Annotated in this window: 27 protein-coding genes; 19 read left to right on the forward strand and 8 right to left on the reverse strand. The window is 66.9% G+C overall.

Annotation, left to right across the window (positions count from 1 at the left end; translation table 11 throughout):
* Positions 1–54: 54 nt before the first annotated feature.
* Positions 55–516, forward strand: a complete 462-nt coding sequence (locus AC5P74_RS08130) for a GNAT family N-acetyltransferase (RefSeq protein WP_053500365.1) — start codon at positions 55–57, stop codon at positions 514–516.
* Between the two features lie 39 nt (positions 517–555).
* On the opposite strand, the gene AC5P74_RS08135 is transcribed toward AC5P74_RS08130, so the two are convergent.
* Positions 556–1,803, reverse strand: a complete 1,248-nt coding sequence (locus tag AC5P74_RS08135) for a TIGR03862 family flavoprotein (RefSeq protein WP_053500363.1) — start codon at positions 1,801–1,803, stop codon at positions 556–558.
* A complete protein-coding gene (locus tag AC5P74_RS08140) occupies positions 1,790–2,224 on the reverse strand; it encodes an FKBP-type peptidyl-prolyl cis-trans isomerase (protein ID WP_206619770.1) in 435 nt (144 codons plus the stop codon). Before AC5P74_RS08140 ends, AC5P74_RS08135 begins: the two co-directional genes overlap by 14 nt.
* Before the next feature lie 70 nt (positions 2,225–2,294).
* Between AC5P74_RS08140 and AC5P74_RS08145 the strand changes: the two genes are divergently transcribed.
* From AC5P74_RS08145 to AC5P74_RS08160, 4 genes are all read left to right on the forward strand, one after another.
* The gene (locus AC5P74_RS08145) at positions 2,295–2,660 is read left to right on the forward strand and encodes a DUF6164 family protein (protein ID WP_053500359.1); all 366 of its coding nucleotides are present in this window, start codon (positions 2,295–2,297) and stop codon (positions 2,658–2,660) included.
* A gap of 436 nt (positions 2,661–3,096) precedes the next feature.
* Entirely contained in the window at positions 3,097–3,864 is a 768-nt protein-coding gene (locus tag AC5P74_RS08150; protein ID WP_053501115.1) for a sulfurtransferase, read from the forward strand.
* A 192-nt stretch (positions 3,865–4,056) separates the two neighbouring features.
* A complete protein-coding gene (locus AC5P74_RS08155; protein WP_329841763.1) occupies positions 4,057–5,052 on the forward strand; it encodes an LLM class flavin-dependent oxidoreductase in 996 nt (331 codons plus the stop codon).
* Positions 5,053–5,122: 70 nt separating this feature from the next.
* Positions 5,123–5,620, forward strand: coding sequence for a pyridoxamine 5'-phosphate oxidase family protein (locus tag AC5P74_RS08160; protein WP_495204875.1), 498 nt, complete (start codon positions 5,123–5,125; stop codon positions 5,618–5,620).
* A 112-nt stretch (positions 5,621–5,732) separates the two neighbouring features.
* Here AC5P74_RS08160 and AC5P74_RS08165 read toward each other — a convergent pair whose 3' ends face one another.
* Both AC5P74_RS08165 and AC5P74_RS08170 read right to left on the reverse strand, forming a co-directional pair.
* The gene (locus AC5P74_RS08165) at positions 5,733–6,392 is read right to left on the reverse strand and encodes an exopolysaccharide biosynthesis protein (protein ID WP_069137917.1); all 660 of its coding nucleotides are present in this window, start codon (positions 6,390–6,392) and stop codon (positions 5,733–5,735) included.
* On the reverse strand, positions 6,376–7,680 hold the full coding sequence (locus AC5P74_RS08170) for a hemolysin family protein (RefSeq protein ID WP_049410714.1): 1,305 nt from the start codon (positions 7,678–7,680) through the stop codon (positions 6,376–6,378). Before AC5P74_RS08170 ends, AC5P74_RS08165 begins: the two co-directional genes overlap by 17 nt.
* 292 nt (positions 7,681–7,972) lie before the next feature.
* Between AC5P74_RS08170 and AC5P74_RS08175 the strand changes: the two genes are divergently transcribed.
* Together AC5P74_RS08175 and AC5P74_RS08180 are read left to right on the forward strand one after the other, a co-directional pair.
* Positions 7,973–8,599: a DUF47 domain-containing protein gene (locus AC5P74_RS08175; RefSeq protein ID WP_004152833.1), complete on the forward strand. Its 627-nt coding sequence runs from the start codon at positions 7,973–7,975 to the stop codon at positions 8,597–8,599.
* Positions 8,600–8,612: 13 nt separating this feature from the next.
* Positions 8,613–9,734, forward strand: a complete 1,122-nt coding sequence (locus AC5P74_RS08180; protein WP_019658889.1) for an inorganic phosphate transporter — start codon at positions 8,613–8,615, stop codon at positions 9,732–9,734.
* 362 nt (positions 9,735–10,096) lie between these two features.
* On the opposite strand, the gene AC5P74_RS08185 is transcribed toward AC5P74_RS08180, so the two are convergent.
* The 3 genes from AC5P74_RS08185 to parE all read right to left on the reverse strand — a co-directional run bounded on the left by AC5P74_RS08185 (position 10,097) and on the right by parE (position 14,284).
* Entirely contained in the window at positions 10,097–11,593 is a 1,497-nt protein-coding gene (locus AC5P74_RS08185) for a S10 family peptidase (RefSeq protein ID WP_329841766.1), read from the reverse strand.
* 110 nt (positions 11,594–11,703) lie between these two features.
* A complete protein-coding gene (locus AC5P74_RS08190) occupies positions 11,704–12,282 on the reverse strand; it encodes a GNAT family N-acetyltransferase (protein WP_005416020.1) in 579 nt (192 codons plus the stop codon).
* Between the two features lie 112 nt (positions 12,283–12,394).
* The gene (gene parE / locus AC5P74_RS08195) at positions 12,395–14,284 is read right to left on the reverse strand and encodes a DNA topoisomerase IV subunit B (RefSeq protein WP_005416021.1); all 1,890 of its coding nucleotides are present in this window, start codon (positions 14,282–14,284) and stop codon (positions 12,395–12,397) included.
* A gap of 171 nt (positions 14,285–14,455) precedes the next feature.
* On the opposite strand from parE, the gene AC5P74_RS08200 reads away from it, so the two are divergent.
* The 10 genes from AC5P74_RS08200 (at position 14,456) to truD (ending at position 22,349) form a co-directional block, all read left to right on the forward strand.
* Complete coding sequence (locus AC5P74_RS08200) at positions 14,456–14,689, forward strand: hypothetical protein (protein ID WP_005416022.1); 234 nt, start codon at positions 14,456–14,458, stop codon at positions 14,687–14,689.
* Positions 14,690–15,089: 400 nt separating this feature from the next.
* Positions 15,090–16,754, forward strand: a complete 1,665-nt coding sequence (gene pyrG, locus AC5P74_RS08205) for a CTP synthase (RefSeq protein WP_005416023.1) — start codon at positions 15,090–15,092, stop codon at positions 16,752–16,754.
* Positions 16,755–16,843: 89 nt separating this feature from the next.
* Complete coding sequence (gene kdsA, locus AC5P74_RS08210) at positions 16,844–17,674, forward strand: 3-deoxy-8-phosphooctulonate synthase (protein ID WP_010485995.1); 831 nt, start codon at positions 16,844–16,846, stop codon at positions 17,672–17,674.
* Positions 17,671–18,018, forward strand: a complete 348-nt coding sequence (locus tag AC5P74_RS08215) for a hypothetical protein (RefSeq protein WP_329841769.1) — start codon at positions 17,671–17,673, stop codon at positions 18,016–18,018. Before kdsA ends, AC5P74_RS08215 begins: the two co-directional genes overlap by 4 nt.
* Positions 18,018–18,347 carry a hypothetical protein gene (locus AC5P74_RS08220; protein WP_053500063.1) on the forward strand — a complete coding sequence of 110 codons (330 nt, stop codon included), beginning with the start codon at positions 18,018–18,020 and terminating at the stop codon, positions 18,345–18,347. Before AC5P74_RS08215 ends, AC5P74_RS08220 begins: the two co-directional genes overlap by 1 nt.
* A gap of 96 nt (positions 18,348–18,443) precedes the next feature.
* Positions 18,444–19,736 (forward strand): phosphopyruvate hydratase, encoded by a 1,293-nt coding sequence (eno, locus tag AC5P74_RS08225; protein WP_495204876.1) that lies wholly within the window; start codon positions 18,444–18,446, stop codon positions 19,734–19,736.
* 4 nt (positions 19,737–19,740) lie between these two features.
* On the forward strand, positions 19,741–20,094 hold the full coding sequence (ftsB, locus tag AC5P74_RS08230; protein WP_005416028.1) for a cell division protein FtsB: 354 nt from the start codon (positions 19,741–19,743) through the stop codon (positions 20,092–20,094).
* Positions 20,091–20,789: a 2-C-methyl-D-erythritol 4-phosphate cytidylyltransferase gene (ispD, locus tag AC5P74_RS08235; RefSeq protein ID WP_005416029.1), complete on the forward strand. Its 699-nt coding sequence runs from the start codon at positions 20,091–20,093 to the stop codon at positions 20,787–20,789. Before ftsB ends, ispD begins: the two co-directional genes overlap by 4 nt.
* Before the next feature lie 34 nt (positions 20,790–20,823).
* Positions 20,824–21,321, forward strand: coding sequence for a 2-C-methyl-D-erythritol 2,4-cyclodiphosphate synthase (gene ispF / locus AC5P74_RS08240; protein ID WP_005409005.1), 498 nt, complete (start codon positions 20,824–20,826; stop codon positions 21,319–21,321).
* Positions 21,318–22,349, forward strand: a complete 1,032-nt coding sequence (gene truD / locus AC5P74_RS08245) for a tRNA pseudouridine(13) synthase TruD (RefSeq protein ID WP_329841773.1) — start codon at positions 21,318–21,320, stop codon at positions 22,347–22,349. Before ispF ends, truD begins: the two co-directional genes overlap by 4 nt.
* Before the next feature lie 71 nt (positions 22,350–22,420).
* Here the strand turns inward: truD and AC5P74_RS08250 are convergent, their stop codons facing one another.
* A complete protein-coding gene (locus AC5P74_RS08250) occupies positions 22,421–22,960 on the reverse strand; it encodes a Smr/MutS family protein (RefSeq protein ID WP_005409007.1) in 540 nt (179 codons plus the stop codon).
* Between the two features lie 209 nt (positions 22,961–23,169).
* On the opposite strand from AC5P74_RS08250, the gene surE reads away from it, so the two are divergent.
* Entirely contained in the window at positions 23,170–23,949 is a 780-nt protein-coding gene (surE, locus tag AC5P74_RS08255) for a 5'/3'-nucleotidase SurE (protein ID WP_005416031.1), read from the forward strand.
* Complete coding sequence (locus AC5P74_RS08260; protein ID WP_005416032.1) at positions 23,946–24,623, forward strand: protein-L-isoaspartate(D-aspartate) O-methyltransferase; 678 nt, start codon at positions 23,946–23,948, stop codon at positions 24,621–24,623. Before surE ends, AC5P74_RS08260 begins: the two co-directional genes overlap by 4 nt.
* Positions 24,624–24,625: the final 2 nt, after the last annotated feature.

Below are 24,625 nucleotides of genomic sequence, written 5' to 3' on the forward strand. Positions count from 1 at the left end.
CTTGACTCTACAGAAAGGCAGCCGAGCATGGGCTCGGCGCTACAAGGAGGCGCCATGCAGTTCAGGACCGGTAGCATCGACGATGTCGCCACGCTGTGGGCGCTGCGCACGCGCTGTGTGCGCGAAACCTGCAGCAGCCATTACCCTCCCGAGGTCATTGCACCGTGGTCGGCCTCGCCGCCACCGTCGCAGTACGCGCGGCTGTTGTCGCAGGGCGGATGCGTGGTGGCCGAGGACGGGCAGGGTGGCCTGCTCGGCTTCGGCGTCTTTGATGTCGATGCCAATGAAGTCGACGCGTTGTTTGTCAATCCCGATCGTGGCGGCGAGGGGATCGGCCAGGCGCTGATGCAGCGCCTGTTGGCAATGGCCGATCGTGAGCGCGAGGTGGTGCTGTCGGCGTCGCTCAATGCCGTGCCGTTCTATCAACGGCAGGGCTTTGTCAGCGTGCGTGAGGAAGCCTATGCGCATCCCAGCGGTGTGGCGTTGGCCTCGGTGAGCATGCGCAGGCCGTGGTGATGTGGCTTCGAGCATGGGCTCGACGCTACCCCGCAGGCGTCACCGCTCCGCCAACCAACCGATCACGCCCTCGGCGGCACGCCGGCCACTGGCGTAGCACGCGGTCAGCAGGTAGCCGCCGGTGGGGGCTTCCCAGTCCAGCATTTCACCGGCGCAGAACACGCCGGGAACGGCCCGCAGCATCAGGCCGTCATCCAGCGCATCCAGGCGCACGCCACCGGCGGTGCTGATCACCTCGGCCATCGGCCTTGGGCGCAGCAGGCGCAGCGGCAGGCGCTTGAGCGTGGCAGCCACAGCCGCCAGGTCGTTGCCGGCCTCCCTGCCAAGAATCTCGAACACGAGTGCGGCCTTCACCGCATCCAGACCTGCCTGGCGGCGCAGGTGCTCGCCGAAGCTTCGGCCCTTGCGGGGGCGTGACAGGTCGGCCAGCAGGCGCGCCTCGTCGCGACCGGGCACCAGGTCCAGCCACAGCATTGCGTGGCCATCGCGGTTGATGGTCTCGCGCAGGTCGGCGGCCAACGCGTAGACCAGACTGCCTTCAATGCCATATTCGCTGGCCACGCACTCGCCCTGCAGCGACCGCGGTTGTCCAGCCAGGTCGATCCAGTGCGCGATCACCGGCTTCAATGGTGCGCCGGCATTGCGCTGGGCAAAGAACGGCGTCCAGTCCACGTCGAAGCCACAGTTGGCTGACTGCAGCGGCGCGATGTCCACGCCACGCGCCTGCAGTGGCACGACCCAGGCGCCATCACTGCCCAGCTGCGGCCAGCTGCCCCCACCCATCGCCAGCACGGTGGCATTGGCGCGGACATCGACTTCGCCCGCATCGGTGGCAAAGCGCAGGGCGCCGTCGTCGCTCCAGCCGATCCAACGGTGGTTGGCGTGCAGGCGCACGCCCTGCTCCTTCAACCGGCGCACCCAGCCGCGCAGCAGCGGCGCCGCCTTGCGGTCGACAGGGAACACGCGGCCGGAGCTGCCCACATAGGTTTCCACGCCCAGGCCGTTGGCCCAGTCACGCAGTGCCTGTGCGTCGAAGCCGTCCAGCCAGCTGCCGACCACAGCGGCCTGCTCGCGGTAGCGGCTGTCGAACAACGGCCGCGGATCGGAATGGGTGAGGTTGAGGCCGCCCTTGCCGGCGATCAGGAACTTGCGGCCAGGCGACCCCTTGGCCTCGTACAGGTCGACCTCCAGCCCAGCGGCACGCAGGCGTTCGGCGGCGAACAGGCCCGCCGGGCCGCCGCCAATGACGACCACCCGATGGGGCATGGCGGCATTACGGTTTGACATCGAGCAGCTCGACGTCGAACACCAGCGACGAGCCCGCCGGAATCGGGCCGACCTTGCGGTCCCCGTAACCGTAGTCCGGCGGAATCATCAGCGTACGCTTGCCACCGACCTTCATGCCGGCCACGCCCTCATCCCAGCCGCGGATGACCTGGCCGGCGCCGAGCGCGAAGGTGAACGGCTCGCCGTGCTTGAAGGAGCTGTCAAAGGTCTTGCCGTGCTTGGTTTCGGTACGGTTGTCGTAGATCCAGCCGGTGTAGTGCACCGTGACCTTGTTGCCGGCGATGGCTTCGGCGCCGGTGCCGGGTACGGTATCGATCCGCTGGAAGGTGGTCAGCGTGCCGCCGGGCGGCGGGCCGGAGGGTTCGGTCGAGCAGCCAGCGGCGGCGAGGGACAGCAGCAGGGGAAGCAGCAGGCGGCGCATCGGGCGTCTCCAGAAGGGCGCGGGGCGAGGGCGGCAAGGGTAGCGCATCGGCGCCGGGTATCATGGGGTCATGGCAAAACTCCTGCTCAATCTGCGCAATGTCGGTGACGACGAATATGCCGATGTCTGCACGCTGCTCGACCAGCACGGCATCGCCTGGTATCGCACTGAACCCAGTCCGTGGGGCATTTCCAACGGTGGCCTGTGGCTGCGCGACGACGATGATCATCCGCGTGCGAAGGTGTTGATGGCGGAGTACCAGGCGGCGCGCGGCGTGCGCGTGCGGGCTGAACGCGAGCAGGCATTGCGCGAGGGGACGGCGGAGACATTCGGCAGCCTGTTCCGGCGCCGGCCGGCCTATGTGGTGCTGGTGCTGCTGGCGATGGCCGGTGCGGCGGCACTGGTGTTGCTGCCGTTCGTGCTGTTGCGGGGGTAAGGGGGTGCGGCCGGGTTGCACCCGGCACCCGCAGAGGCAACGGCAATGTCAAAAGCTGGTTTCCGTGGGATGGCGCGGCGGTGTGGGCAGGCGGGACACGCCGTAGACCCCGCTTCGCGGTCCGGCCCAGCCGCTGGCGGCTGGGCGTTCGGGCGCCTGCGAAGCAGTGCTTCGCAAGCAAAGCGCCTCACCCCTGGGGGCTCGATGGCGCCTTGCTCGTGTGCGCTGTCCTGCGCACACGGCAAGACCGGGGTTGGGCGTCCTGCCCAACCCGCCCGAGGCATGCCTCGGGCCCATGGCGCCAACGGTCCCGCCTGCCCACACCGCCCCGCCTCTGACAGGTTCTGGGTACCTGCCGGGGTCGGATCCCTCTGCCGCGCAGAGGGCTCTGACCCCTGAATCTGTCTGTGCGGGCGGGAGGCGCTAAAATGGCGGGATGATCGCCAATACCGCTGCCTATCATTTCGCCGTCATCGACGCCCCCCAGGCCCTGTGCGACCAGCTGCTGGCCCGTGCCGAGACGGCGGAGCTGCGCGGCACGATCCTGGTGGCGGGCGAGGGACTGAACCTGTTCCTGGCGGGGGCGCCGGAGGCGGTTGAGGGCTTCTATGCAGCATTGCATGCCGATGCGCGTTTCGCCGACATGCGGGTCAAGACCAGCCTGAGCAAGCATCAGCCGTTCGCGCGGCTGAAGGCCAAGGTGAAGGACGAGATCATCAGCTTCCGCCGCGATGACGGCCAGCCGCTGGACTATCCGCGCGCACCGTCGGTCGATCCTGCCACCGTGCAGCGCTGGCTGCGGCAGGGCCATGACGATGCCGGCAAGCCGGTGGTGATGCTCGATACGCGAAATCTGCAGGAAGTGGAGTACGGCACCTTCAAGGATGCGCTGGTGTTGCCCATCCGCAAGTTCACCGACCTGCCCGAGGCGCTGGCGCCGCATCGCGATGCGCTGCGGGACAGCACCGTGGTCAGTTTCTGCACTGGCGGCATCCGCTGCGAGAAGGCCGCGCTGTGGATGGTCAATGACGGCATGGACAATGTGCTGCAGCTCGATGGCGGCATCCTCGGCTACTTCGAGGAGGTGGGCGGCGAAGGCTACGAAGGCCGCTGCTTCGTGTTCGATGAGCGCGTGGCGCTGGATGCCGAGCTGAAGCCGATGGTCGACCAGCCGCTGCCCGAGCCGCGCCCCAGCGCGTTCTGACCGCGCTTGTGTAGAGCCGGGCCCATGCTCGGCTGCTGTTGGTCGACGAAAGGCAGCCGAGCATGGGCTCGGCTCTACACGATCCGGTGGGCGCTGAACCTGCCCTGCGGGAATCAGCATCCCGCCACCGTCACTGGCCGCTGCGCCCGGCCGCCCCCATGCAAAGGTGATCCTGTGACGGAAAAACGCCTGATGATCCCGTTGTCGATCCTTGACCTGGCCCCGGTCTGCGAGGGTAGTGACACCACTGCCGCCTTCGCCAACATGCTGGAACTGGCCCAGCACGCCGATGCGCTGGGCTACCGCCGCTACTGGCTGGCCGAACACCACAACATGCCCGGCATCGCCAGTGCCGCCACCGCCGTGCTGATCGGCCATGTTGCCGGTGGCACCCAACGCATCCGGGTCGGCGCGGGCGGCATCATGCTGCCCAATCATGCCCCGCTGCAGGTGGCCGAGCAGTTCGGAACGCTGGCCTCGCTGTATCCGGACCGCATCGACCTTGGCCTGGGCCGTGCGCCGGGCACCGATCAGCCGACCGCACGTGCACTGCGCCGCTATTTCGACAGCGCCGACCAGTTCCCGCAGGACGTGCGCGAGCTGCTGCATTATTTCGAGCCGGTGCAGCCCGGCCAGGCCGTGCAGGCCGTTCCCGGTGGTGGGCTGAGGGTGCCGACCTGGATCCTGGGATCCAGCCTGTTCGGTGCGCGCATGGCGGCCTCGATGGGCCTGCCGTATGCATTCGCCTCGCACTTCGCGCCCGACGCGATGGACGAAGCGCTGGCGGTGTACCGCCGCGAATTCCGTGCCTCGGCCACATTGAAGCAGCCGCACGCGATGCTGGCGCTGAACGTTGTCGCCAGCGACAGCGAAGCCGAGTCGCGTCGCCTGTTCACCAGCCAGCAGCAGAGTTTCGTCAACCTGCGCCGCGGCCGGCCGGGCAAGATCCCGCCGCCGATCGACGATATTGAAGCCTTCTGGGAGCCGCACGAAAAGCTGGGCGTGGAACGGGCCCTGGCCTGCACCGTGCTGGGCGATCCGCAGCAGGTGGCCGAGGGTATCGCCGCTTTCGTTGAGCGGCACAAGCCTGACGAGCTGATGCTTACTGCCAACCTGCATGACCATCGTGCGCGCCTGCGTTCCTTCGAGCTGGCGATGAATGCCTGGCATGGCCGCCACGCGGGCTGAACAACCGCGTCACGGCCCGTTGCGGCCGATCCGCGTCTGATGGGGGCTCCCCACTTCTGGAGTCCCCACCATGGCCGAGACCCGCGCCGAACACATTGCCCAGCTGGCTGAACTGATCAAGGACGTGGAGGTGGCGATGTTCACCACCACCGGCGTCGACGGGCGACTCTACAGCCGGCCGTTGGCCACCCAGCAGGTCGCCTTCGACGGTGACCTGCGGTTCGTGATCACCGCCGACAGCCCGAAGGTGGCCGAGATCGCGCTCGACCCGCGCGTCAATGTGGCCTATGCCTCGCCATCGAAGAACACCTATGTGTCTGTGGCGGGGCGGGCGCGGGTTGTCGATGATCGCGCGAAGATCGAAGAGCTGTGGTCGCCGGCGATGAAGCTGTTCTTCCCCGCCGGCAAGGAAGACCCCAACCTTCGCCTGATCCACGTGCGCGCCGATAGCGCCGAATACTGGGATGGCCCGGGCACCTTGCTGGGCAAGGCGTTGAGCTTCGTGCTGTCGGCGGTGCAGGACGATCCGGCACCGCTGGCGGACAACGGATTCGTCGACCTTCGGTGATTGCTGCATCCATGCGTGGCGTGGATCTACCGGATGCGGGGAGTGCCAGCCGCTGGCCGGCAACCCTGGAAACGTGGCAGCCGGCCCGCGGCCGGCTCTACCGGATGCCACTTCAGAACCAGCGCTGGAACAGCTCCACTGTATAGCCCACCAGCTGCCCGGAACTGAAGCCGAAGAACGCGATCGCCACCAGCGCTGCGATCCAGTTGAACAGCATCAATGCACCATCGCGCTCCAGCAGTGCCAGCGAGAACAGCAGCAGCTGGAAGCCGAACAGGAAGTTGGTGAACGGAATCGGCAACGACAGCAGGATGCCCAGCAGTACCAGCAGCAGGCCGCTGAAGGCGTGCGCGGGCAGCGGTGTCAGCAACTGCGGCAGGCGAGGCTTCAGCATCCTGTCCAGCCGCCGCAACGGGCGATCGATACGGTCCAGGAAGCGGTGCATGGTGCCGCGCTTCGGCCCGCGTCGGGCAATGAAACCGGGCAGCCAGGGCCGGTGCAGGCAACACAGCATCTGCAGGCCGATCAGGACCACCAGTGGGCCGCTGACCGCCCCCCCCATGCCCGGGATCGGGATGAACGAGGGCAGGATCGCCACGAACAGGAACACGCCGAACGCGCTCTGCTGCAGGTTGCTGAGGATCTGGCCGAGCGGCATGTGCTCGGCGGGATCGCCGGAGGCGAACATCTCCAGCAGGGTGCGGATGCCCTCGTTGCGGTAGGCCGCGCGCTGAGCGCCCTGGCCCTGGCCAGCCTCAGGCGGTGAGCTCATCGGCCTGCTCGTCGGACAACGTGCGCAGCAGCAGCTTGTCCACCCGCGCACCGTCCAGGTCGACCACCTCGAAGCGCCAGCCGGCCCAGTCGAAGTACTCGCCTGCGTGCGGGATGCGGCCGAAATAATGGATGCACATGCCGGCCAGGGTGTAGTAATCGCCGTCCTCGGCATCGGGCAGCTCGTTGCTGCCGATCAGCTCGCGCAGGTCTTCGATCGGCAGTGAGCCATCCACGAGCAGCGAACCGTCCTCGCGGGTCACCACCAGCGCATCCTCGTCGGCATTTTCTACGGCCTGCAGGCGGCCGACCACGGCGCCCATCAGGTCGCTGATGGTCACCAGGCCCTGGATCTCGCCGTACTCGTCCACCACCAGCGCCATCGACTGCTGTTCCTCGCGGAAGATCTCCAGCAGCTTCATCGCGTGGGTCGATTCGGAGACGTACAGCGGTTCGCGCAGGGTCTGGAACAGCGCGTTGTCGCCGCGCGCCATGCGCGTGGCCAGCGATTTCAGCTCCAGCACGCCGACCACGTCCATGTCGTTGTCGCGGTACACCGGGTAACGGGAGAACTCGTGCTCGGCCATGATGTCCAGATTGCGCTCCAGCCCGGCCTGGGTGTCGAGCCAGGCGATGCGGTTGCGCGGCGTCATCAGGCTGTCGGCGGTGCGGTCGCCCAGGCGCATGACCCGGTTCATCATGTCGCGCTCGTGGGCGTCGATCACGCCGGCCTCGTGGCTCTCGGCCACCAGCATCCGGATCTCCTCTTCAGTCACCTGCGCGGCCTCGTCCTTGCCCAGGCCCAGCACCTTCAGCACCAGCTGGGTGGTCTTGGACAGGAGCCAGACGAAGGGCAGGGCGAGCCTGGCCAGCCAGCTCATCGGCATCGCGACCAGGCCGGCAATGGCCTCGGAACGTGTCAGGGCCAGGCGCTTGGGCACCAGTTCGCCGAAGATCAGCGTGATGAAGGTGATCAGCGAGACCGCCAGAGCGGTGCCTACTTCGCGCGCGTACGCAAAGCCGGGCATCAGGCCCTGCAGCCAGCCGGCGATCGCGTCGCCGATCGCATCGCCACCGAGGTAGCCGGTCAGTACGCCGATCACGGTGATGCCGATCTGCACGGTGGACAGGAAACTCTCCGGCTTCTCCGAAAGCTCCAGCGCCTTGGCGGCGCGCTTGGAGGTGGCGGCCATCTGCTTCAGGCGGCTCTTGCGCGAGGTCATGACCGACATCTCGGACATGGCGAAGAAGCCGTTCAGCAGAACCAGCGCGAAGACAATCAGGATCATTTCAAACACGGGCGTCGTCCCCGGTTGGTGGCAGGGAGGGCGGGTGCTTGCGATGGCGGCAGGCGCTCAGGAACGGGGTCCGGCGCGGCGCAGGGGGATAAGGGTCGTCGTCCATAAGGTGCGCCCGAAGGCGCGCTGGCATCTTAGCAAAGGGGCGTGGCAGGGTGGCAACCGCCTGTTCAGGTTGGGGGTCCCAGAGCCAGGAAAGGGCGCGGGGATACCCGTGATGGTCATCTAGCCGTCATAATTCGCTCTGGTGCCGTCCTTCCCGCGACGGCTGACAGGTTTCTCAATGTTCTCTCTGCAGACCATTTTCGGTTCCGGCAAACAGTTCTACACCCTGCTCGATGAGGCTGCTGTCGCGGCTTCCGATGCCGCCAAGGCGCTGCATTCCATGCTGCGCGAGGCCGACCGCCAGCCCGCGCTGGACGCCTTCAAGCTGGCCCGCCTGCGCGAACGCGCGGCCTCGGACAAGATCAGCCAGGCGCTGGTCGACAGCTTCATGACCCCGATCGAGCGCGAAGACATCGAAGCGCTGGGTTCGGCCCTGTACAAGATTCCGAAGCAGATCGAGAAGTTCGCCGATCGCTATTCGCTGGCCACGACCCACCTGGAGCACATCGACTTCGCGCCGCGCGCGGCGATGCTGGAACAGGCCGCCGGCGTGGTGGTGGAGATGGTGGCCGACCTGCGCCACATGAACCTGGACCGGATGACCGCGCTGAACGAGAAGCTGCGCTCGCTGGAGAACGAGGCCGACCGCCTGATGCTCGAGCTGTACCGCGACATCTACTCCGGTCGCCTGGACAACCTGCAGATGTTCCTGCTGAAGGAATTCTTCGAGATCCTGGAAAAGGCCATCGACCGTTGCCGCGAGGCCGGCGTGGTGGCGTACCAGATCGTGTTGAAGAACAGCTGACGGACGCCGCCGCATGTTGACCCTTGTCCTGGTGGTGATCCTGGCCGCGCTCGTCTTCGAGTTCATCAACGGCTTCCACGATACTGCCAACTCCATTGCCACCGTAGTGGCGACCAAGGTGCTCTCGCCCGGCTGGGCGGTGATGCTGGCCGCCTTCATGAACCTCATCGGTGCGCTGACCGGTACGGCGGTGGCGCTGACCATCGCCTCGGGCCTGCTCAACACCAACGTGGTCGAGGTCACTCCGCAGGTGATCCTGTGCGCCCTGCTGGGCGGCATCATCTGGAACCTGATCACCTGGTGGAAGGGCCTGCCGTCCTCGTCCTCGCACGCCCTGATCGGTGGCCTCTGCGGTGCCGGTCTGGCCGCGGCCCACAACAACTGGGACGCGCTGATCTGGTCGGAGCGCCTGGGCAGCTGGGCGCAGAACAAGGGCCTGCTGTGGAAGGTGTTCGTGCCGATGATCACCTCGCCGATCGCCGGCTTCCTGCTCGGCATCGTGGTGATGGTGCTGCTGTGGGCGCTGATCGCCGGCCTGGCCAAGGTCGGTGGCGCCATCGGCCGCCTGGCCCGTCCGCGCATCGTCAATGCTTTCTTCGGCAAGGCGCAGATCGCCTCGGCGGCCTACATGGGCTTCGCCCACGGCCACAACGACGCGCAGAAGACCATGGGCATCATCGCGATGACCCTGATTGGTGCCGAAGCCACCGGCGCACTGAACGATCTGCCGTCCTGGCTGGCGTTCATGCACCCGGACGCGCACGCCGGTGACGGCATCGCCATGTGGATCGTACTGACCTGTGCAGTGGTGATGGCTGCCGGTACCGCCTCGGGTGGCTGGAAGATCATCAAGACCCTGGGCCACAAGATGGTCAAGCTGCACCCGATCCACGGCTTCGCCGCGGAGACCAGCTCGGCCACCATCCTGACCCTGGCGGCCCACTTCGGCATGCCGGTCTCGACCACGCACAGCATCTCCACCGCGATCATGGGCGTGGGCTTCGCCAAGAACCCGCGTTCGCTGAAGTTCGGCGTGATCGAGCGCATTGTCTGGGCCTGGATCCTGACCATCCCGGCCGCCGGCGGCTGTGCGTACCTGATCCTGAAGCTGTTCGAGCTGTTTGGCTGGACCTGATCGCCACGCCAAGGTGCACACGAAAAAGCCCGCCGATATCCGGTGGGCTTTTTCATGGGCAAAGAATTTTTCCGCACACAACGTGTCGACCAAGGTCGACACCTACCAGAGCAGAAACAGGGATCCGATCCCGTGCCGACCAACGGTCGGCACCCACCAGCAGCAGCGGGAAACTGTCGAAGGCGGGGTGGGTCCGGTTGCGGGGGTGTGAGCGGCATGGATGCCGCGACCAAGCCCCATGGACGGGTTTACGGCGTCCCCCGCAACCGGACCCGCTCCGCCAACCCACGGAATGCCCGCTTTTGCAGTTGCAGTGGCCGTGGCAGTCAGCGGGTGCCGGGCCGCAGGCCCGGCCGAACCCCTCAATTGCGTTGGAACAGCGCCTGCACATCCCTGCGGAACGCCGCCTGGCTGTCGGCCCGGCTGTAGAACATGTGCCCGCCCGGATAACTGCGCACCTGCACCCGGTCCGGATTGCTGCCCATCGTCGGCATCTGGTCCACGGTCAGGATCGAACCCATGAACGGACACGACAGGTCGTTCCAGCCATGCACGATCAGCACCTGCAGGTGCGGGTCGATCGCCACGGCCTGGCGCAGCTGGGTCACCGCGCCATCGCGCAGCTCGCCATTGCGGTCCCACAGCCGGTTCACGTCGTAGTTCAGCGCCTGGTACCGCGCATCCACCTTCCAGCCGACCACGCGCGTCACGAAGTCGACCATCGCCGTGGTGGTCGGCGCGATGATGCTGTCCAGCAGCGGATCGTTGGCGCGCTGCTCCGGATCGTTCGGGAATGGATCGAACGCGGTTACGTTGGAATCGTAGCGGCTGCCCAGCGTGCCCTTGTCGCGGAACACTTCACGCAGGTAGGCCTGGGTTTCCAGCCGACCACCGGCACGGCGCACGAACTGCGGGTCCAGCCCGGTCAGTTCGGTCACCCGGCGCAGCATTGCCTCGGTCGCCTGCGGATCGCTGCGGCCCTTCATCAACGCGGTGGCGTAGTCGCCACGGGTGTATTCCACTACTTCGCGCATCGCTGCATCGGTCAGCTTGCCCTGGCGCTCCAGGTGCGCGGCGGCGATCGACGGCAGGGTCTGCATCCACGCCATCGGCGAGACATCGGCGTTGTCTTCCAGGGTCGGGCTCAGGTATGGCGAGACCAGTACCAGGCCGTTCATCGCAACACCCAGCCGGGTCTGCAGGTAGTGGGTGATGCGTGGGCCGCGGTAGCCGCCGTAGCTCTCGCCGGTCAGGTACTTGCGCGACGACATGCGCTGGTTGCGCAGCAGCCAGTCGTAGATCGAGCGTGACAGGTATTCGATGTCGGCGCTGGGGTTGTACAGCGCCTTCTTGGCTTCGTCGTCGCCGATGCGCGCGCGGCTGAAGCCGGTGCCGACCGGATCGATGAACACCAGATCGGTGAAGTCCAGCCAGGTACCGGGGTTGTCGTGCAGCGTCGCCGGCGCCGACGCGCTGTCACCCTCGGAGCCGAAGGTCACCACCTTGGGCCCGATCGCGCCCATGTTGAGGTAGACCGACGATGCCCCGGGGCCGCCATTGAGCGCGAAGGTCACCGGCCGGTCCTTGCCCGGCATCGTGTAGGCGGTGAACACCACGTCGGCGATCACCTTGCCCTTGGCATCGCGTACCGGCAGGGTGCCGACGGTGGCGGTGTAGTCCAGGGTGCGGCCGGCCAGGCGCATGCTCTGGCGGGCCGAGGCGTCTGCGGGCAACGCAGGTGCCTCGGTCTTGTCGTCCTTCGGATCGGGCTTGGCGTCGGCATCAGGCGCGGCCAGCACGCTGGCTGGGGCGATGAGCAGGCCGACGCAGAGCGCGGCAGTGTGCAACAGGGACTTCATGGCACTGGGTGGGCAGCGGAAGGGGATTGCGATGCTAGGCCGGTGGCGGCCCATGTCGTATGTGTCCAAAGGCATGGCCGTGCGTTGAGCCCGCTACTGGCCAGATTGGGTCAAGCGGGCAGGGTGGCTGCCGCGTCGTCATCGGCCAGCAGGCCGTAGACGGCCGAGTCGGCCAGTTCCCCCTGGATGCGCCAGCGCTGGCGCAGCACTCCCTCGCGGCGGAAGCCCAGGCGTTCGAGCACGTGCGCGGAGGGTGCGTTGCGCGGGTCGATCTCGGCTTCCACGCGATGCAGGTGGAGGGTGCCGAACAGGTAGGCCAGTACCTGCTGCAGGGCCTCGTGCATGTAGCCCTGGCCCTGGCGATCCGGTGCCAGCAGGTAGCCGATCTCGGCGCGGGCTGCAGTGCGGTCCACTGCAAACACCACGCAGATGCCCAGCAGTGGACCTTCCAGCGATTCGCGCACGGCCAGCTTCAGCTGGGTACCGATGGCATGGGCGGCGAGATCATCGTCGATCTGTTCGCGCGCCTCGGCCTGTCGCGTCCAGGCCGGATGATTCCACCAGCGCATCACGTCGGGATTGGACTGCAGCGCGAACAGCGCGGCGGCGTCGTCACGGCGGATCGGGCTCAGGACCAGCCGTGCGCTGTGCAGCGGCAGGTCGGGGAACAGCAGCGAGTGGCTGGCCAATACGGTGGTCCGCACGGATGGACGCGCATTATGGCGCCGCCGGGTTTGCCGATGGGGGCGGAATCTCTGTAGAGCCGAGCCGATGCTCGGCTCTACAGGAGGGCTGCGGGAGTCAGACTTCCAGGGAGGCGAGATCGCCCTTCGACTCCAGCCAGCCCTTGCGGTCGGACGCGCGCTTCTTGGCCAGCAACATGTCCATCAGCGAGCGGGTCTGCTCGCCATCGTCCACGGTCAGCTGTACCAGGCGGCGCGTATCCGGGTGGATGGTCGACTCGCGCAGCTGCGGCGGGTTCATCTCGCCCAGGCCCTTGAAGCGGGTGACGTTGATGGCGCCCTTGATCTTCTCGCGCTCGATCTTGTCCAGCATCGAGCGCTTTTCTTCCTCATCGAGGGCATAGAACACCTGCTTGCCCACATCGATGCGGAACAGCGGCGGCATCGCCACGAACACATGGCCGGCATCGACCAGTGCCGGGAAGTGCTTCAGGAACAGCGCGGTCAGCAGCGTTGCGATGTGCAGGCCGTCGGAGTCCGCGTCGGCCAGGATGATCACCTTGCCGTAGCGCAGGCCGCTGATGTCGTCCTTGCCGGGGTCGCAGCCGATGGCGATGGCCAGGTTGTGTACTTCCTCCGAGGCCAGCACGCTGTTGGACGAGACTTCCCAGGTGTTCAGGATCTTGCCACGCAGCGGCATGATCGCCTGGAAATCCTTGTCGCGGGCCTGCTTGGCGCTGCCGCCTGCCGAGTCACCTTCCACCAGGAACAGCTCGGTGCGCGACAGGTCCTGGCTGATGCAGTCTGCCAACTTGCCGGGCAGGGCCGGGCCCTGGGTGATCTTCTTGCGGACGACCAGCTTCTCGGTCTTCAGGCGCGCGCTGGCACGCTCGATGGCGATCTGCGCGATCTTCTCGCCCAGTTCCACGTTCTGGTTCAGCAGCAGGCTGAACGCATCATGGGCGGCACCTTCGACGAAACCGGCGGCCTGGCGCGAGGACAGGCGCTCCTTCGTCTGGCCGCTGAACTGTGGGTCGGTCATCTTCAGCGACAGCACGAACGACACGCGATCCCACACGTCTTCCGGGGCCAGCTTGACGCCACGCGGCAGCAGGTTGCGGAAGTCGCAGAACTCGCGCAGCGCTTCGGTCAGGCCGGTGCGCAGGCCGTTGACATGGGTGCCGTGCTGCGCGGTGGGAATCAGGTTGACGTAGCTTTCCTGCACCAGCTCGCCTTCCGGCAGCCAGGCCACGGCCCAGTCAACTACCTCGGTGTCCTTCTTCAGGTTGCCGACGAACAGGTCGGCCGGCAGCGATTCGCGCTCGCCCAGCTCCAGCTTCAGGTAATCGCGCAGGCCGTCTTCGTAGTACCAGGTATCGACTTCACCGGTGGCTTCATCGGTCAGCTTCACGGTCAGGCCCGGGCACAGCACGGCCTTGGCGCGCAGCAGGTGCTTGAGCGCGCGCACCGCGAACTTCGGCGTATCGAAGTACTTCGGGTCCGGCCAGAAGCGCACGCGGGTACCGGTGTTCTTCTTGCCGACGCTGCCGACCACTTCCAGCGGCGTGGCACGGTCGCCGTTGCGGAAGGTGATGCGGTGTTCGGCGCCGTCGCGCTTGATGTGCACTTCCACCAGGGTCGACAGCGCATTGACGACGCTGACGCCGACGCCGTGCAGGCCGCCGGAGAAGGTGTAGTTGTTGTTGCTGAACTTGCCGCCCGCGTGCAGGCGCGTGAGGATCAGCTCGACACCCGGGATCTTCTCCTCCGGATGAATGTCCACTGGCATGCCGCGGCCGTCATCGCTGACCTCCACGCTGCCATCCTTGTACAGGGTGATCTCGATCGAACGGGCGTGACCGGCGAGGGCTTCGTCCACCGAGTTGTCGATCACTTCCTGCGCCAGGTGGTTCGGGCGCGCGGTGTCGGTATACATGCCGGGACGGCGCTTGACCGGGTCAAGGCCGGACAGGACTTCAATATCGGCGGCGTTATAGCGGGCGTTCATCTGTCTTCGAAAGCTTGGAGCGACGGGCAAGTGTGGGGTCTGGCACGGGAATTTGCACGCCTGCGGTTCAGTCTCGGCGGCGCAGAGGAGGTAAAATAGCCCTCGCTGGAATCTGAACGCCGGCGGCCCCGTTGGGTCTGAACGTCCAAGCCATACCGCGAGGAGGACCTCATGAAGAAGTTGCTGACCATTGCGATCCTGGCCGCTGCCGCCGTTGCAGTGCCGCTGGTGGTGGCGCAGAACGCCGGCCAGCCGGCCCCGCAGCAGGGTGACCAGGCCGACAAGGCGCAGGCCGAGGCCGATGCCAAGGCCAAGCGTCGGGCCCAGGCCAATGCCGAAATGAAGGCGCAGGGCCAGCCGGCCCCGCAGCAGGAAGAGGAAGAGGAAGCGCGCAAGAAGCGCTGATCCCGCAACCTGCCAGGCGCCCTTGCGACAAGGGTTGCGCACCGAAACGCCCCGCCCAGCGGGGCGTTTTTTGTTGGATCGGCCGCACAAGCCCCTTGGGTTGGCGGCCATCAATCTGTAAACTATGGCTTTCCGGGAGTAAGTGCGTGTCCACCCTTTGCGAATGGGCTGGAGCGGCCAAGCGTGGCTTCCAGCATGGCGGGTCGCAGGTGACGGTCGATTTGACCGGCACGGCCGCCCCGACCTCGCACGATGGTTCCCGTCCGGCGCCTGCCGCCGCACGGATCCGCACCTCCCTCGCTGCCACAGCGAACCGGAAAACCCCCTCTGAGCACCATGCCCGCCCTCCGGGTGCGCGTGGTGCTGCCGTTTTCCATTTCCAGACAGGATGCTTGCAGCCATGACTCCCTTGATTTTCGTAACCGGCGGCGTGGTGTCCTCGCTCGGCAAAGGCATTGCCGCCGCGTCGCTGGCCGCCATTCTCGAAGCCCGTGGCCTGAAGGTCACGATGATGAAGCTCGACCCGTACATCAACGTCGACCCGGGCACCATGAGTCCGTTCCAGCACGGTGAGGTCTATGTCACCGACGACGGCGCGGAGACCGACCTCGACCTGGGCCACTACGAGCGCTTCGTGCGCACCCGCCTCAGCCGCAAGAACTCGGTCACCACCGGCCGCATCTACGAGAACGTGATCCGCAAGGAGCGCCGCGGCGACTACCTGGGCGCGACCGTGCAGGTCATTCCGCACATCACCGACGAGATCCGTCGCTGCATCGACGAAGCCACCGAAGGCTATGACGTGGCACTGGTCGAGATCGGCGGCACCGTTGGCGACATCGAGTCGCTGCCGTTCCTGGAGGCGATCCGCCAGGTGCGCACCGAACGTGGCCCGGAGAAGGCGCTGTTCATGCACCTCACCCTGGTGCCGTACATCGGCGCCGCCGGCGAGCTGAAGACCAAGCCGACCCAGCACTCGGTGAAGGAACTGCGCTCGATCGGCATCCAGCCGGACGTCCTGCTGTGCCGCTCCGAGCAGGCGGTGCCGGATTCGGAGCGCCGCAAGATCGCCCAGTTCACCAACGTTTCCGAGCGTGCGGTGATCAGCGTGCCGGACGTGGACGTGCTGTACCGCATCCCGTCTGGCCTGCATGCACAGGGCCTGGACGAAATCGTGGTGAACCAGCTGAAGCTGGCCGACAAGGCCGGTCCGGTCGACCTGTCGATGTGGGAAGACGCGGTCGATGCGACCCTGCACCCGCTGGACGAAGTGACCATCGCCGTGGTCGGCAAGTACGTCGATCACCAGGATGCCTACAAGTCGGTCGGCGAAGCACTGAAGCACGGTGGCCTGCGCCAGCGCACCAAGGTCAACCTGAAGTGGCTGGAAGCACAGGACCTGGAAGGCACCGACATGGCTGCACTGGCCGATGTCGACGGCATCCTGGTGCCGGGTGGCTTCGGTGACCGTGGTTTCGAAGGCAAGGTGCTGACCTCGAAGTTCGCCCGCGAGCAGCAGGTGCCGTACTTCGGCATCTGCTACGGCATGCAGGCGGCCGTGGTCGACTACGCGCGCAACGTGGTCGGCCTGGAAGGTGCCAACAGCACCGAGAACGACCGCCAGTCGCCGAACCCGGTGATCGGCCTGATCACCGAATGGCGCACCGCCAGCGGCGATGTCGAGAAGCGTGACGACAAGAGCGACCTCGGCGGCACCATGCGCCTGGGCCTGCAGGAACAACGCCTGAAGCCGGGCACGCTGGCCCGCGAGCTGTACGGCAAGGACGTGGTCGCCGAGCGCCACCGCCACCGCTACGAGTTCAACAACCGTTACCGCACCCAGCTGGAAGATGCGGGCCTGGTGATCGCCGGCAAGTCGATGGACGACACCCTGGTGGAAGTGGTCGAGCTGCCACGCGATGCCCACCCGTGGTTCCTGGCCTGCCAGGCGCACCCGGAATTCCTGTCCACGCCGCGTGACGGACACCCGCTGTTCATTGGTTTCATCCGTGCCGCGCGCGAGCGCAAGGCCGGCGGCAAGCTGCTTTCCGAAGCGCGCGCCTGACTTGTGAATGGGGGCTTCGGCCCCCATCCTGCATGCTTCAACCCCCAGCGCACCGCCCCGTCCGGTGCTGCGGACAACAAGGAAACGCCATGAAACTGTGTGGATTCGAGGTCGGGCTGGACCAGCCCCTGTTCCTGATCGCCGGCCCCTGCGTGATCGAGTCGATGCAGCTGCAGCTCGATACCGCCGGCAAGCTGAAGGAGATCACCGACAAGCTCGGCGTCAACTTCATCTTCAAGTCCAGCTTCGACAAGGCCAACCGCACTTCGGGTACCGCATTCCGCGGCCCGGGCATGGAAGAGGGCCTGAAGGTGCTGGCCGAAGTGAAGAAGCAGATCGGCGTGCCGGTGCTGACCGACGTCCACGAATACACCCCGATGGACGAAGTGGCCTCGGTGGTGGACGTGCTGCAGACCCCGGCGTTCCTGGTCCGCCAGACCGACTTCATCCGCAAGGTGTGCTCGGCCGGCAAGCCGGTCAACATCAAGAAGGGCCAGTTCCTGGCGCCGTGGGACATGAAGCCGGTCGTGGAGAAGGCCAAGGCCACCGGCAACGAGCAGATCATGGTCTGCGAGCGCGGTGCCAGCTTCGGCTACAACAACCTGGTCAGCGACATGCGTTCGCTGGCGGTGATGCGCGAGACCGGTTGCCCGGTGGTGTTCGACGCCACCCACTCGGTGCAGTTGCCGGGCGGGCAGGGCACCAGCTCAGGCGGCCAGCGCGAGCACGTGCCGGTGCTGGCCCGTGCCGCGGTGGCGGTGGGCATCTCCGGCCTGTTCGCCGAAACCCATCCGGATCCGTCAAAGGCGCTGTCCGATGGTCCCAACGCGTGGCCGCTGGACCAGATGGAGGCCCTGCTCGAGACCCTGATGGAACTCGACGCGGTGACCAAGAAGCACGGCTTTTCGCGCTTCGCGTGAGTCGTGACCCGTGGGTGGCGCTGGAAACCCAGCGCCGCCGCCGGCACTGGAGACAGTGGCCGTGGGGCCTGATCGCGCTGGGGCTGTCCGCGGTGTTCACCGTGGGCTTGTTCTGCCTGGTGCTGATCGGCGCCGCGTCAGTGCGCCCACCGGGTGATGGCGGCAGCGCGCTCGATCTTCGGGCGTATTTCATTGCGCTTGTGGTCGGAGAGCTGCTGGCCAGCGCAGGGTGCGTCGCTTCGGCTGTGCTGGCCTGGCGATTGAACCGTGGCAAGGTACCGGCAGGGCTGGCGATCATCCTGCTTTCTCTGTGGATCGGCACCCTGTCCTACGGATGGCTTTGATGAATACGACCCCATCGGCGCGCGGCTGGCCCTGGGGCCTGATCGCGCTGGCGCTGTCCGTGTTGACCTGGATGGCCCTGGTGGTGGGCGTGCTGGCCTTCACCGCCGGCTTCCGGCCGCCCGGGGACGGAAACAATGGCGTGCAGGCCACGCAGTGGTGGATGCTGGGCGCGCTGGTCACGATGGTGCTGTGCTTTCTCGGCAGCCCGGTGGCGATGGTGTTGGCCTGGCGACGGCGGCGTGGCCCCATCCTTGCGGCGATTGCCGGTGCATTGCTGGTGATGCTGGTCTCGCTGGTCCTTATCGTGATCGGGTCGAGCTGGGGCTGATGCAGGCCACGCCATTTGGCAAGTGGCGGGCAGCCGGGGATAATCACGCGGCATTCGTTTTGTCGCCCCCTCTCCAGACAGGTAACCGGCCCGACCATGAGTACGATCCGCAGCATCCACGCCCGTGAAATCCTCGACAGCCGTGGCAATCCCACGCTGGAAGCCGAAGTCATCCTGGAGGACGGTTCGTTCGGTCGCGCCGCGGTTCCCTCAGGCGCCTCGACCGGCACCAAGGAAGCGGTCGAGCTGCGTGACGGCGACAAGACCCGTTACCTGGGCAAGGGCGTGCGCAAGGCCGTTGACAACGTCAACACCACGATTGCCGCCGCGCTGAAGGGGTTTGAAGCCACCGACCAGGCCGGCCTCGACCGTCGCCTGATCGATCTGGACGGCACCGAGAACAAGGGTCGGCTGGGCGCCAACGCACTGCTGGGTGTTTCGATGGCCGCCGCGCACGCCGCCGCCGCATCCAGCAAGCAGGCGCTGTGGCAGTACCTGGCTGCCCGGACCGGCGTGACCCCGTCGCTGCCGGTGCCGATGATGAACATCATCAACGGCGGCGCGCATGCCGACAACAACGTCGACTTCCAGGAGTTCATGGTGCTGCCGGTCGGCTTCACCTCGTTCTCCGAAGCATTGCGCGCCGGTACCGAAATCTTCCATTCGCTGAAGTCGGTGCTGAAGGGCCACGGCCTGAGCACGGCGGTGGGCGACGAAGGCGGCTTCGCGCCGGACTTCCGCAGCAACGTCGAAGCGCTGGACACCATCCTCGAAGCGATCGGCAAGGCCGGCTACACCGCCGGTGAAGACGTGCTGCTGGGCCTGGACGTGGCTTCCAGCGAATTCTTCGAGAACGGCAAGTACAATCTGGTCGGCGAGAACAAGCGCCTGACTTCCGAGCAGTTCGTCGACTTCCTCGCCGACTGGGCCGCGCAGTACCCGATCATCACGATCGAAGACGGCCTGGCCGAGAACGACTGGGCGGGTTGGAAGCTGCTGACCGACCGCATCGGCAAGGAGGTGCAGCTGGTCGGTGACGACCTGTTCGTGACCAACCCGAAGATCTTCCAGGAAGGCATCGACTCGGGCACCGCCAACGCGATCCTGATCAAGGTCAACCAGATCGGCACGCTCAGCGAAACCCTGGAAGCGATCGCCATGGCCGACCGCGCCGGCTATGCGGCCGTGGTCTCGCACCGGTCGGGCGAAACCGAAGACACCACCATCGCCGACATCGCCGTGGCCACCACCGCCACCCAGATCAAGACCGGCTCGCTGTGCCGCAGCGATCGCGTGGCCAAGTACAACCAGCTGCTGCGCATCGAGGAAGCCCTCGGCGCCGGCGCGCGTTACGCCGGTCGTGACGCGTTCGTTTCGCTGAAGCGCTGAGCCGATGCGCGACTGGCGCTGGATGCTGCTGGTGCTGGCCCTGTTGCTGGGCTGGCTGCAGTACCGCTTCTGGTTCGGTCCGGGCAATTCGGGTGAAGTGATGATGCTCGAAGCCCAGGTCGCCAACCAGGAACGGGACAATGAGGGTCTGCAGCAGCGCAACGACGCGCTGGCCGCCGAAGTGAAGGACCTCAAGGAAGGCCAGTCCGCCATCGAGGAACGCGCGCGCAGCGAGCTGGGCATGATCAAGCCCGGTGAGAAGTTCTACCGCGTGGTCGAGGATGCGCCGGTCCGTCCGGCGCAGCCCGCTGCAGGCGTCACTGTCCAGGCCGGCGATCACCCGGCGGACGTGCCATGAGCGCGGCGATCTGGGTGGTGGTTCCGGCTGCCGGCCGTGGCGCCCGCTTTGGTGCGCCGCTGCCCAAGCAGTACCTGCAGGCGGGCGGGCAGATCCTGCTCGCTCATACCCTGGACGCGCTGCTGGCGCATCCGGCCGTGGCCGGCGCAATGGTGGTGATCGGCCAGGACGACGGCGACTGGCCGGGCTGGAGCGAATGGGCCGGCAAACCGGTGCTGACCTGCATCGGCGGCGCGACCCGTGCCGCCTCGGTGCTGGCTGGGCTGCAGGCGTTGCCGGACTCGGTGCGCGCTGATGAATTCGTGCTGGTCCACGACGCCGCGCGCCCCAACCTGTCGCTGGCCGATCTTGGCCGCCTGCTTGAAGTCGGGCGTGCCGATCCGGTCGGGGCGATCCTGGCCGCACCGGTGCGCGACACCCTCAAGCGTGCGGGCGACGACGGTGGCATCGATGGCACTGAACCGCGCGAGCGGCTGTGGCGTGCACTGACACCACAGCTGTTCCGCCGCCACCAGCTCAGCCGCGCGCTGTCCGACGCCGCCGCTGCCGGTGTTGAAGTCACCGACGAGGCCATGGCCATGGAGCGCCAGGGCCAGCGCCCGCTGCTGGTGGAAGGCAGCGAGGACAACTTCAAGGTCACCACCCCGGCCGATCTGGACCGGTTCGAATTCGTACTTTCCCGCCGCGCCGGCTGACTGCCCGCGCGGCCCTGCTGCAAGGGCTGCATCCATGAGCACCGCACCGTTCCCGCCCGTCCGCATCGGCCAGGGCTACGACGTCCATGCCTTCGGTGAAGGCGATCACATCATGCTCGGCGGAGTGAACGTACCGCACAGCTGCGGCGTGCTGGCGCACAGCGACGGCGACGTGATCCTGCACGCCCTGTGCGATGCCATGCTCGGTGCGCTGGCGCTGGGCGATATCGGCCAGCATTTCCCGCCGAGCGATGATCGCTGGAAGGGCGCCGACAGCAGCGATTTCGTGCGCCATTGCGACAGCCTGCTGCGCGAGCGTGGCTGGCGCGTTGGCAACACCGACATCACCGTGATCTGCGAGCGGCCGAAGGTTGGCCCGCATGCGCTGGCCATGCGTGAGCGCATTGGTGGGTTGCTGCAGCTGCCGCTGGACGCGGTCAGCGTCAAGGCGACCACCTCGGAGAAGCTGGGCTTCACCGGCCGCGGCGAAGGCATCGCCGCGCAGGCGGTCGTGTTGCTGGTGGCGGCATGATCCCGCTGCCGTTGGCGTTTGGTGCGCCGCTGTTGACGGCGCGCATCCGCACCACGCCGGACGATTTCCAGGTGGATGAACTGCCGGCCTTCGAGGCCACCGGTGAAGGCGAGCACCTGTTGCTGCACATCCGCAAGCGCGGCGCCAACACCGTGCATGTGGCCAAGCGGCTGGCCAAGTGGGCGGGCCTGCCGGAAATGGCGGTGAGCTACGCCGGCATGAAGGATCGGCATGCGGTCACCACCCAGCGTTTCAGCGTGCACCTGCCCAAGCGCGTCGCGCCGGATCTGGCCGAGCTGGCCAGTGATGAGATCGAAGTGCTCGAAGCGACCTGGCACAACCGCAAGCTGCAGCGTGGTGCACTGGCCGGCAACCGCTTCAGGCTGGTGCTGCGCGAGGTGCAGGGCGATGCTGCGGCGATCAGCGAGCGCCTGCAGCAGATCGCCGGGCGCGGCCTGCCGAACTGGTTTGGCGAGCAGCGCTTCGGCCGCGACGGCGGCAACGTGCCTGCCGCATTGGCGATGTTCGGTGGCCGCCGCATGCGCAAGGACCAGCGTTCGCTGTTGCTGTCGGCTGCCCGCTCGGCGCTGTTCAATCGTGTGCTCGCCGCGCGCGTGGAGCTGGGCAACTGGGATCAACCGCTGGACGGTGAAGTGTGGATGCTCGATGGCAGCCGCAGCGTGTTCGGCCCCGAACCCTACACCGACGTGCTGGCCGAGCGCCTGGCCCGTTTCGACATCCATCCCAGCGCGCCGCTGTGGGGCGAAGGCGAGCTGCGCAGCGCCGACGCTGCACGTGAGCTGGAGCTGGCCGCGCTGGACGACGAGGAATCGAAGGCGCTGCGCGCTGGCCTGGAAGACGCACGGCTGAAGCAGGAGCGCCGCGCGCTGCGCCTGCGCCCGGCGTTGCTGCAGCATCAGTGGTTGGCCAGTGATGTACTGGAACTCTCGTTCGCGTTGCCGCCGGGCTGCTACGCCACCGCCGTGCTGCACGAACTCGGCCCCGTCGAAGACGCCGCGCAGGCCTGACAGAAAAAGGGGACGGAGGGAATTAAGTCGTTTGTGGCACAAACGACTTAATTCCCTCCGTCCCCTTTTTGTCAACGCCGCGCCAGCAACACCAGCACCGCGCCGGTGCCGCCTTGCCCGGTCGGCGCCGAATGAAACGCCAGCACGTCGTTGCGCAGCCGCAGCAGGCGATCAACCAGGTTCTTCAGCACCGGTGCACCGCCATCGGACTGCAGGCCCTTGCCGTGGATGATGCGCACGCAGCCATACTCGTGTGCATGCGCTTCCAGCAGGAACTGGCGCAGCAGGGTTTCCGCCTGCGCGGCGGTGGCGCCGTGCAGGTCGAGCTCATCCTGTACCGAATACTGGCCGCGCTTGAGACGCTGGAACAGGCGCGGTGGCAGGTTGTCGCGGCGGTAGCTGGCCACGTCGCCCGCTTCCAGCGGCGTACTGTCGCGCAGCAGCCGCGCAAACTCGCCCGCAGCTTCGGCCTCGTCGCGTTCGGCCATGCGTGCGCGCGGCTTGGGCCGGGGCGCAGCAGGCGCCGGTTCGGCATCCTTGCGCAGCGGCGTCACTTCACCGATGGCCGCACGGAACAGCGCGGCCGGATCTTCGTCTTCAGGGTGCGACATGCGCACAGGGTAAACCGCCGGCGCGGGTCTGCCTATGACGGTTCGATGTCGGCCGTGACCGCCGGCAGGGTAGGACCGGCGGCTCGCATGCGGCACAATAGACGATGCCCTTGCAGGGTCGACGGCTTCCGCAGGGGAGTACGACGGTCCCGCCCACACTGCACGGTGACGGAATCGAATTCTTGGAAAATCAAGCGGTTAAATCGAAGATGCGAATCCTGGTCAGTAATGACGATGGTGTCGACGCCGCAGGCATCCGGATGCTTGCTTCGGTCCTGCGCGAGGCCGGACACGAAGTCACGGTGGTCGCGCCCGACCGCGATCGCTCCGGTGCCAGCAACTCGCTGACCCTGGACCTGCCGATCCGGCTCAAGCGCATCGACCATTACACCGTCTCGGTGGCTGGCACGCCGACCGACTGCGTGCACCTGGCGCTGACCGGCCTGCTTGAATTCGAGCCGGACATCGTCGTGTCAGGCATCAACAACGCCGCCAACCTCGGCGACGACGTGATCTATTCCGGCACCGTCTCGGCGGCGATGGAAGGCCGCTTCCTCGGCCTGCCGGCGGTGGCGGTCTCGCTGGTTACCCGCAACCACGATCCGAAGCACTTCGACACCGCCGCGCGCGCCGCAGTGGAGATCGTGGCCCGGCTCAAGGCCGATCCGCTGCCGGCCGACACCATCCTCAACGTCAACGTGCCGGATCTGCCCTGGAGCGAGGTCAAGGGCTTCGAGGTCACCCGCCTCGGCAACCGCCATCGTGCCGAAGGCTGCATCGCGCAGAAGGATCCGCGCGGCAACGAGGTGTACTGGATCGGCCCGGCCGGGCGCGAGCAGGACTCCGGCCCGGGCACCGACTTCCACGCGGTGCGCACCGGCCACATCTCGATCACCCCGATCCAGGTGGACCTGACCCGCTACCAGGCGCTGGAGAAAGTGGCCAGCTGGGTGGGTGGCCTCAGCGCCGCGCTGGACCGGCCGGCATGAGTCCACGCCTGCGACTGCAGCCGGAAGCTGTCGGCATCGGCATGACCTCGCAGCGCGTGCGTGACCGTCTGGTCGATCGCCTGCGCGAAGCTGGCATCGTCGACGAGTCCACCTTGAACGCAATCCGGGTTGTGCCGCGCCATCTGTTCATCGATGAAGCACTGGCCTCGCGTGCCTATGAGGACACCGCGCTGCCGATCGGCCATGGCCAGACCATCTCGCAGCCCTGGGTGGTCGCCCGGATGACCGAGGCGGTGCTCCAGGTCGCGCCGAAGCGCGTGCTGGAAGTCGGCACCGGCTCGGGCTACCAGGCCGCCATCCTGGGCGCGCTGGGCCTGGAGGTCTACACCGTGGAGCGTATCGGTGACCTGTTGCGGCAGGCACGCAAGCGCTTCCGCGCACTGGGCATGAACATCCGCACCAAGCATGACGACGGTCGCGCCGGATGGGCCGAGCACGGTCCGTTCGATGCCATCGTGGTCACCGCCGCCGCGCCTGCACTGGTCGATGAACTGGTCGGGCAGCTGGCTGAAGGGGGGCGCCTGGTGGCGCCGGTGGGTGGCCCGGGCGGACAGTCGCTGGTGCAGCTGGACCGCAAGCCCGATGGCAGCATCGAACAACGCGTGCTGGCGCCGGTCACGTTCGTGCCGCTGCTGTCTGGCATGCTCGACTAATC

The sequence above is a fragment of the Stenotrophomonas sp. YJH_SMC_94-11 genome (genome assembly GCF_059370435.1).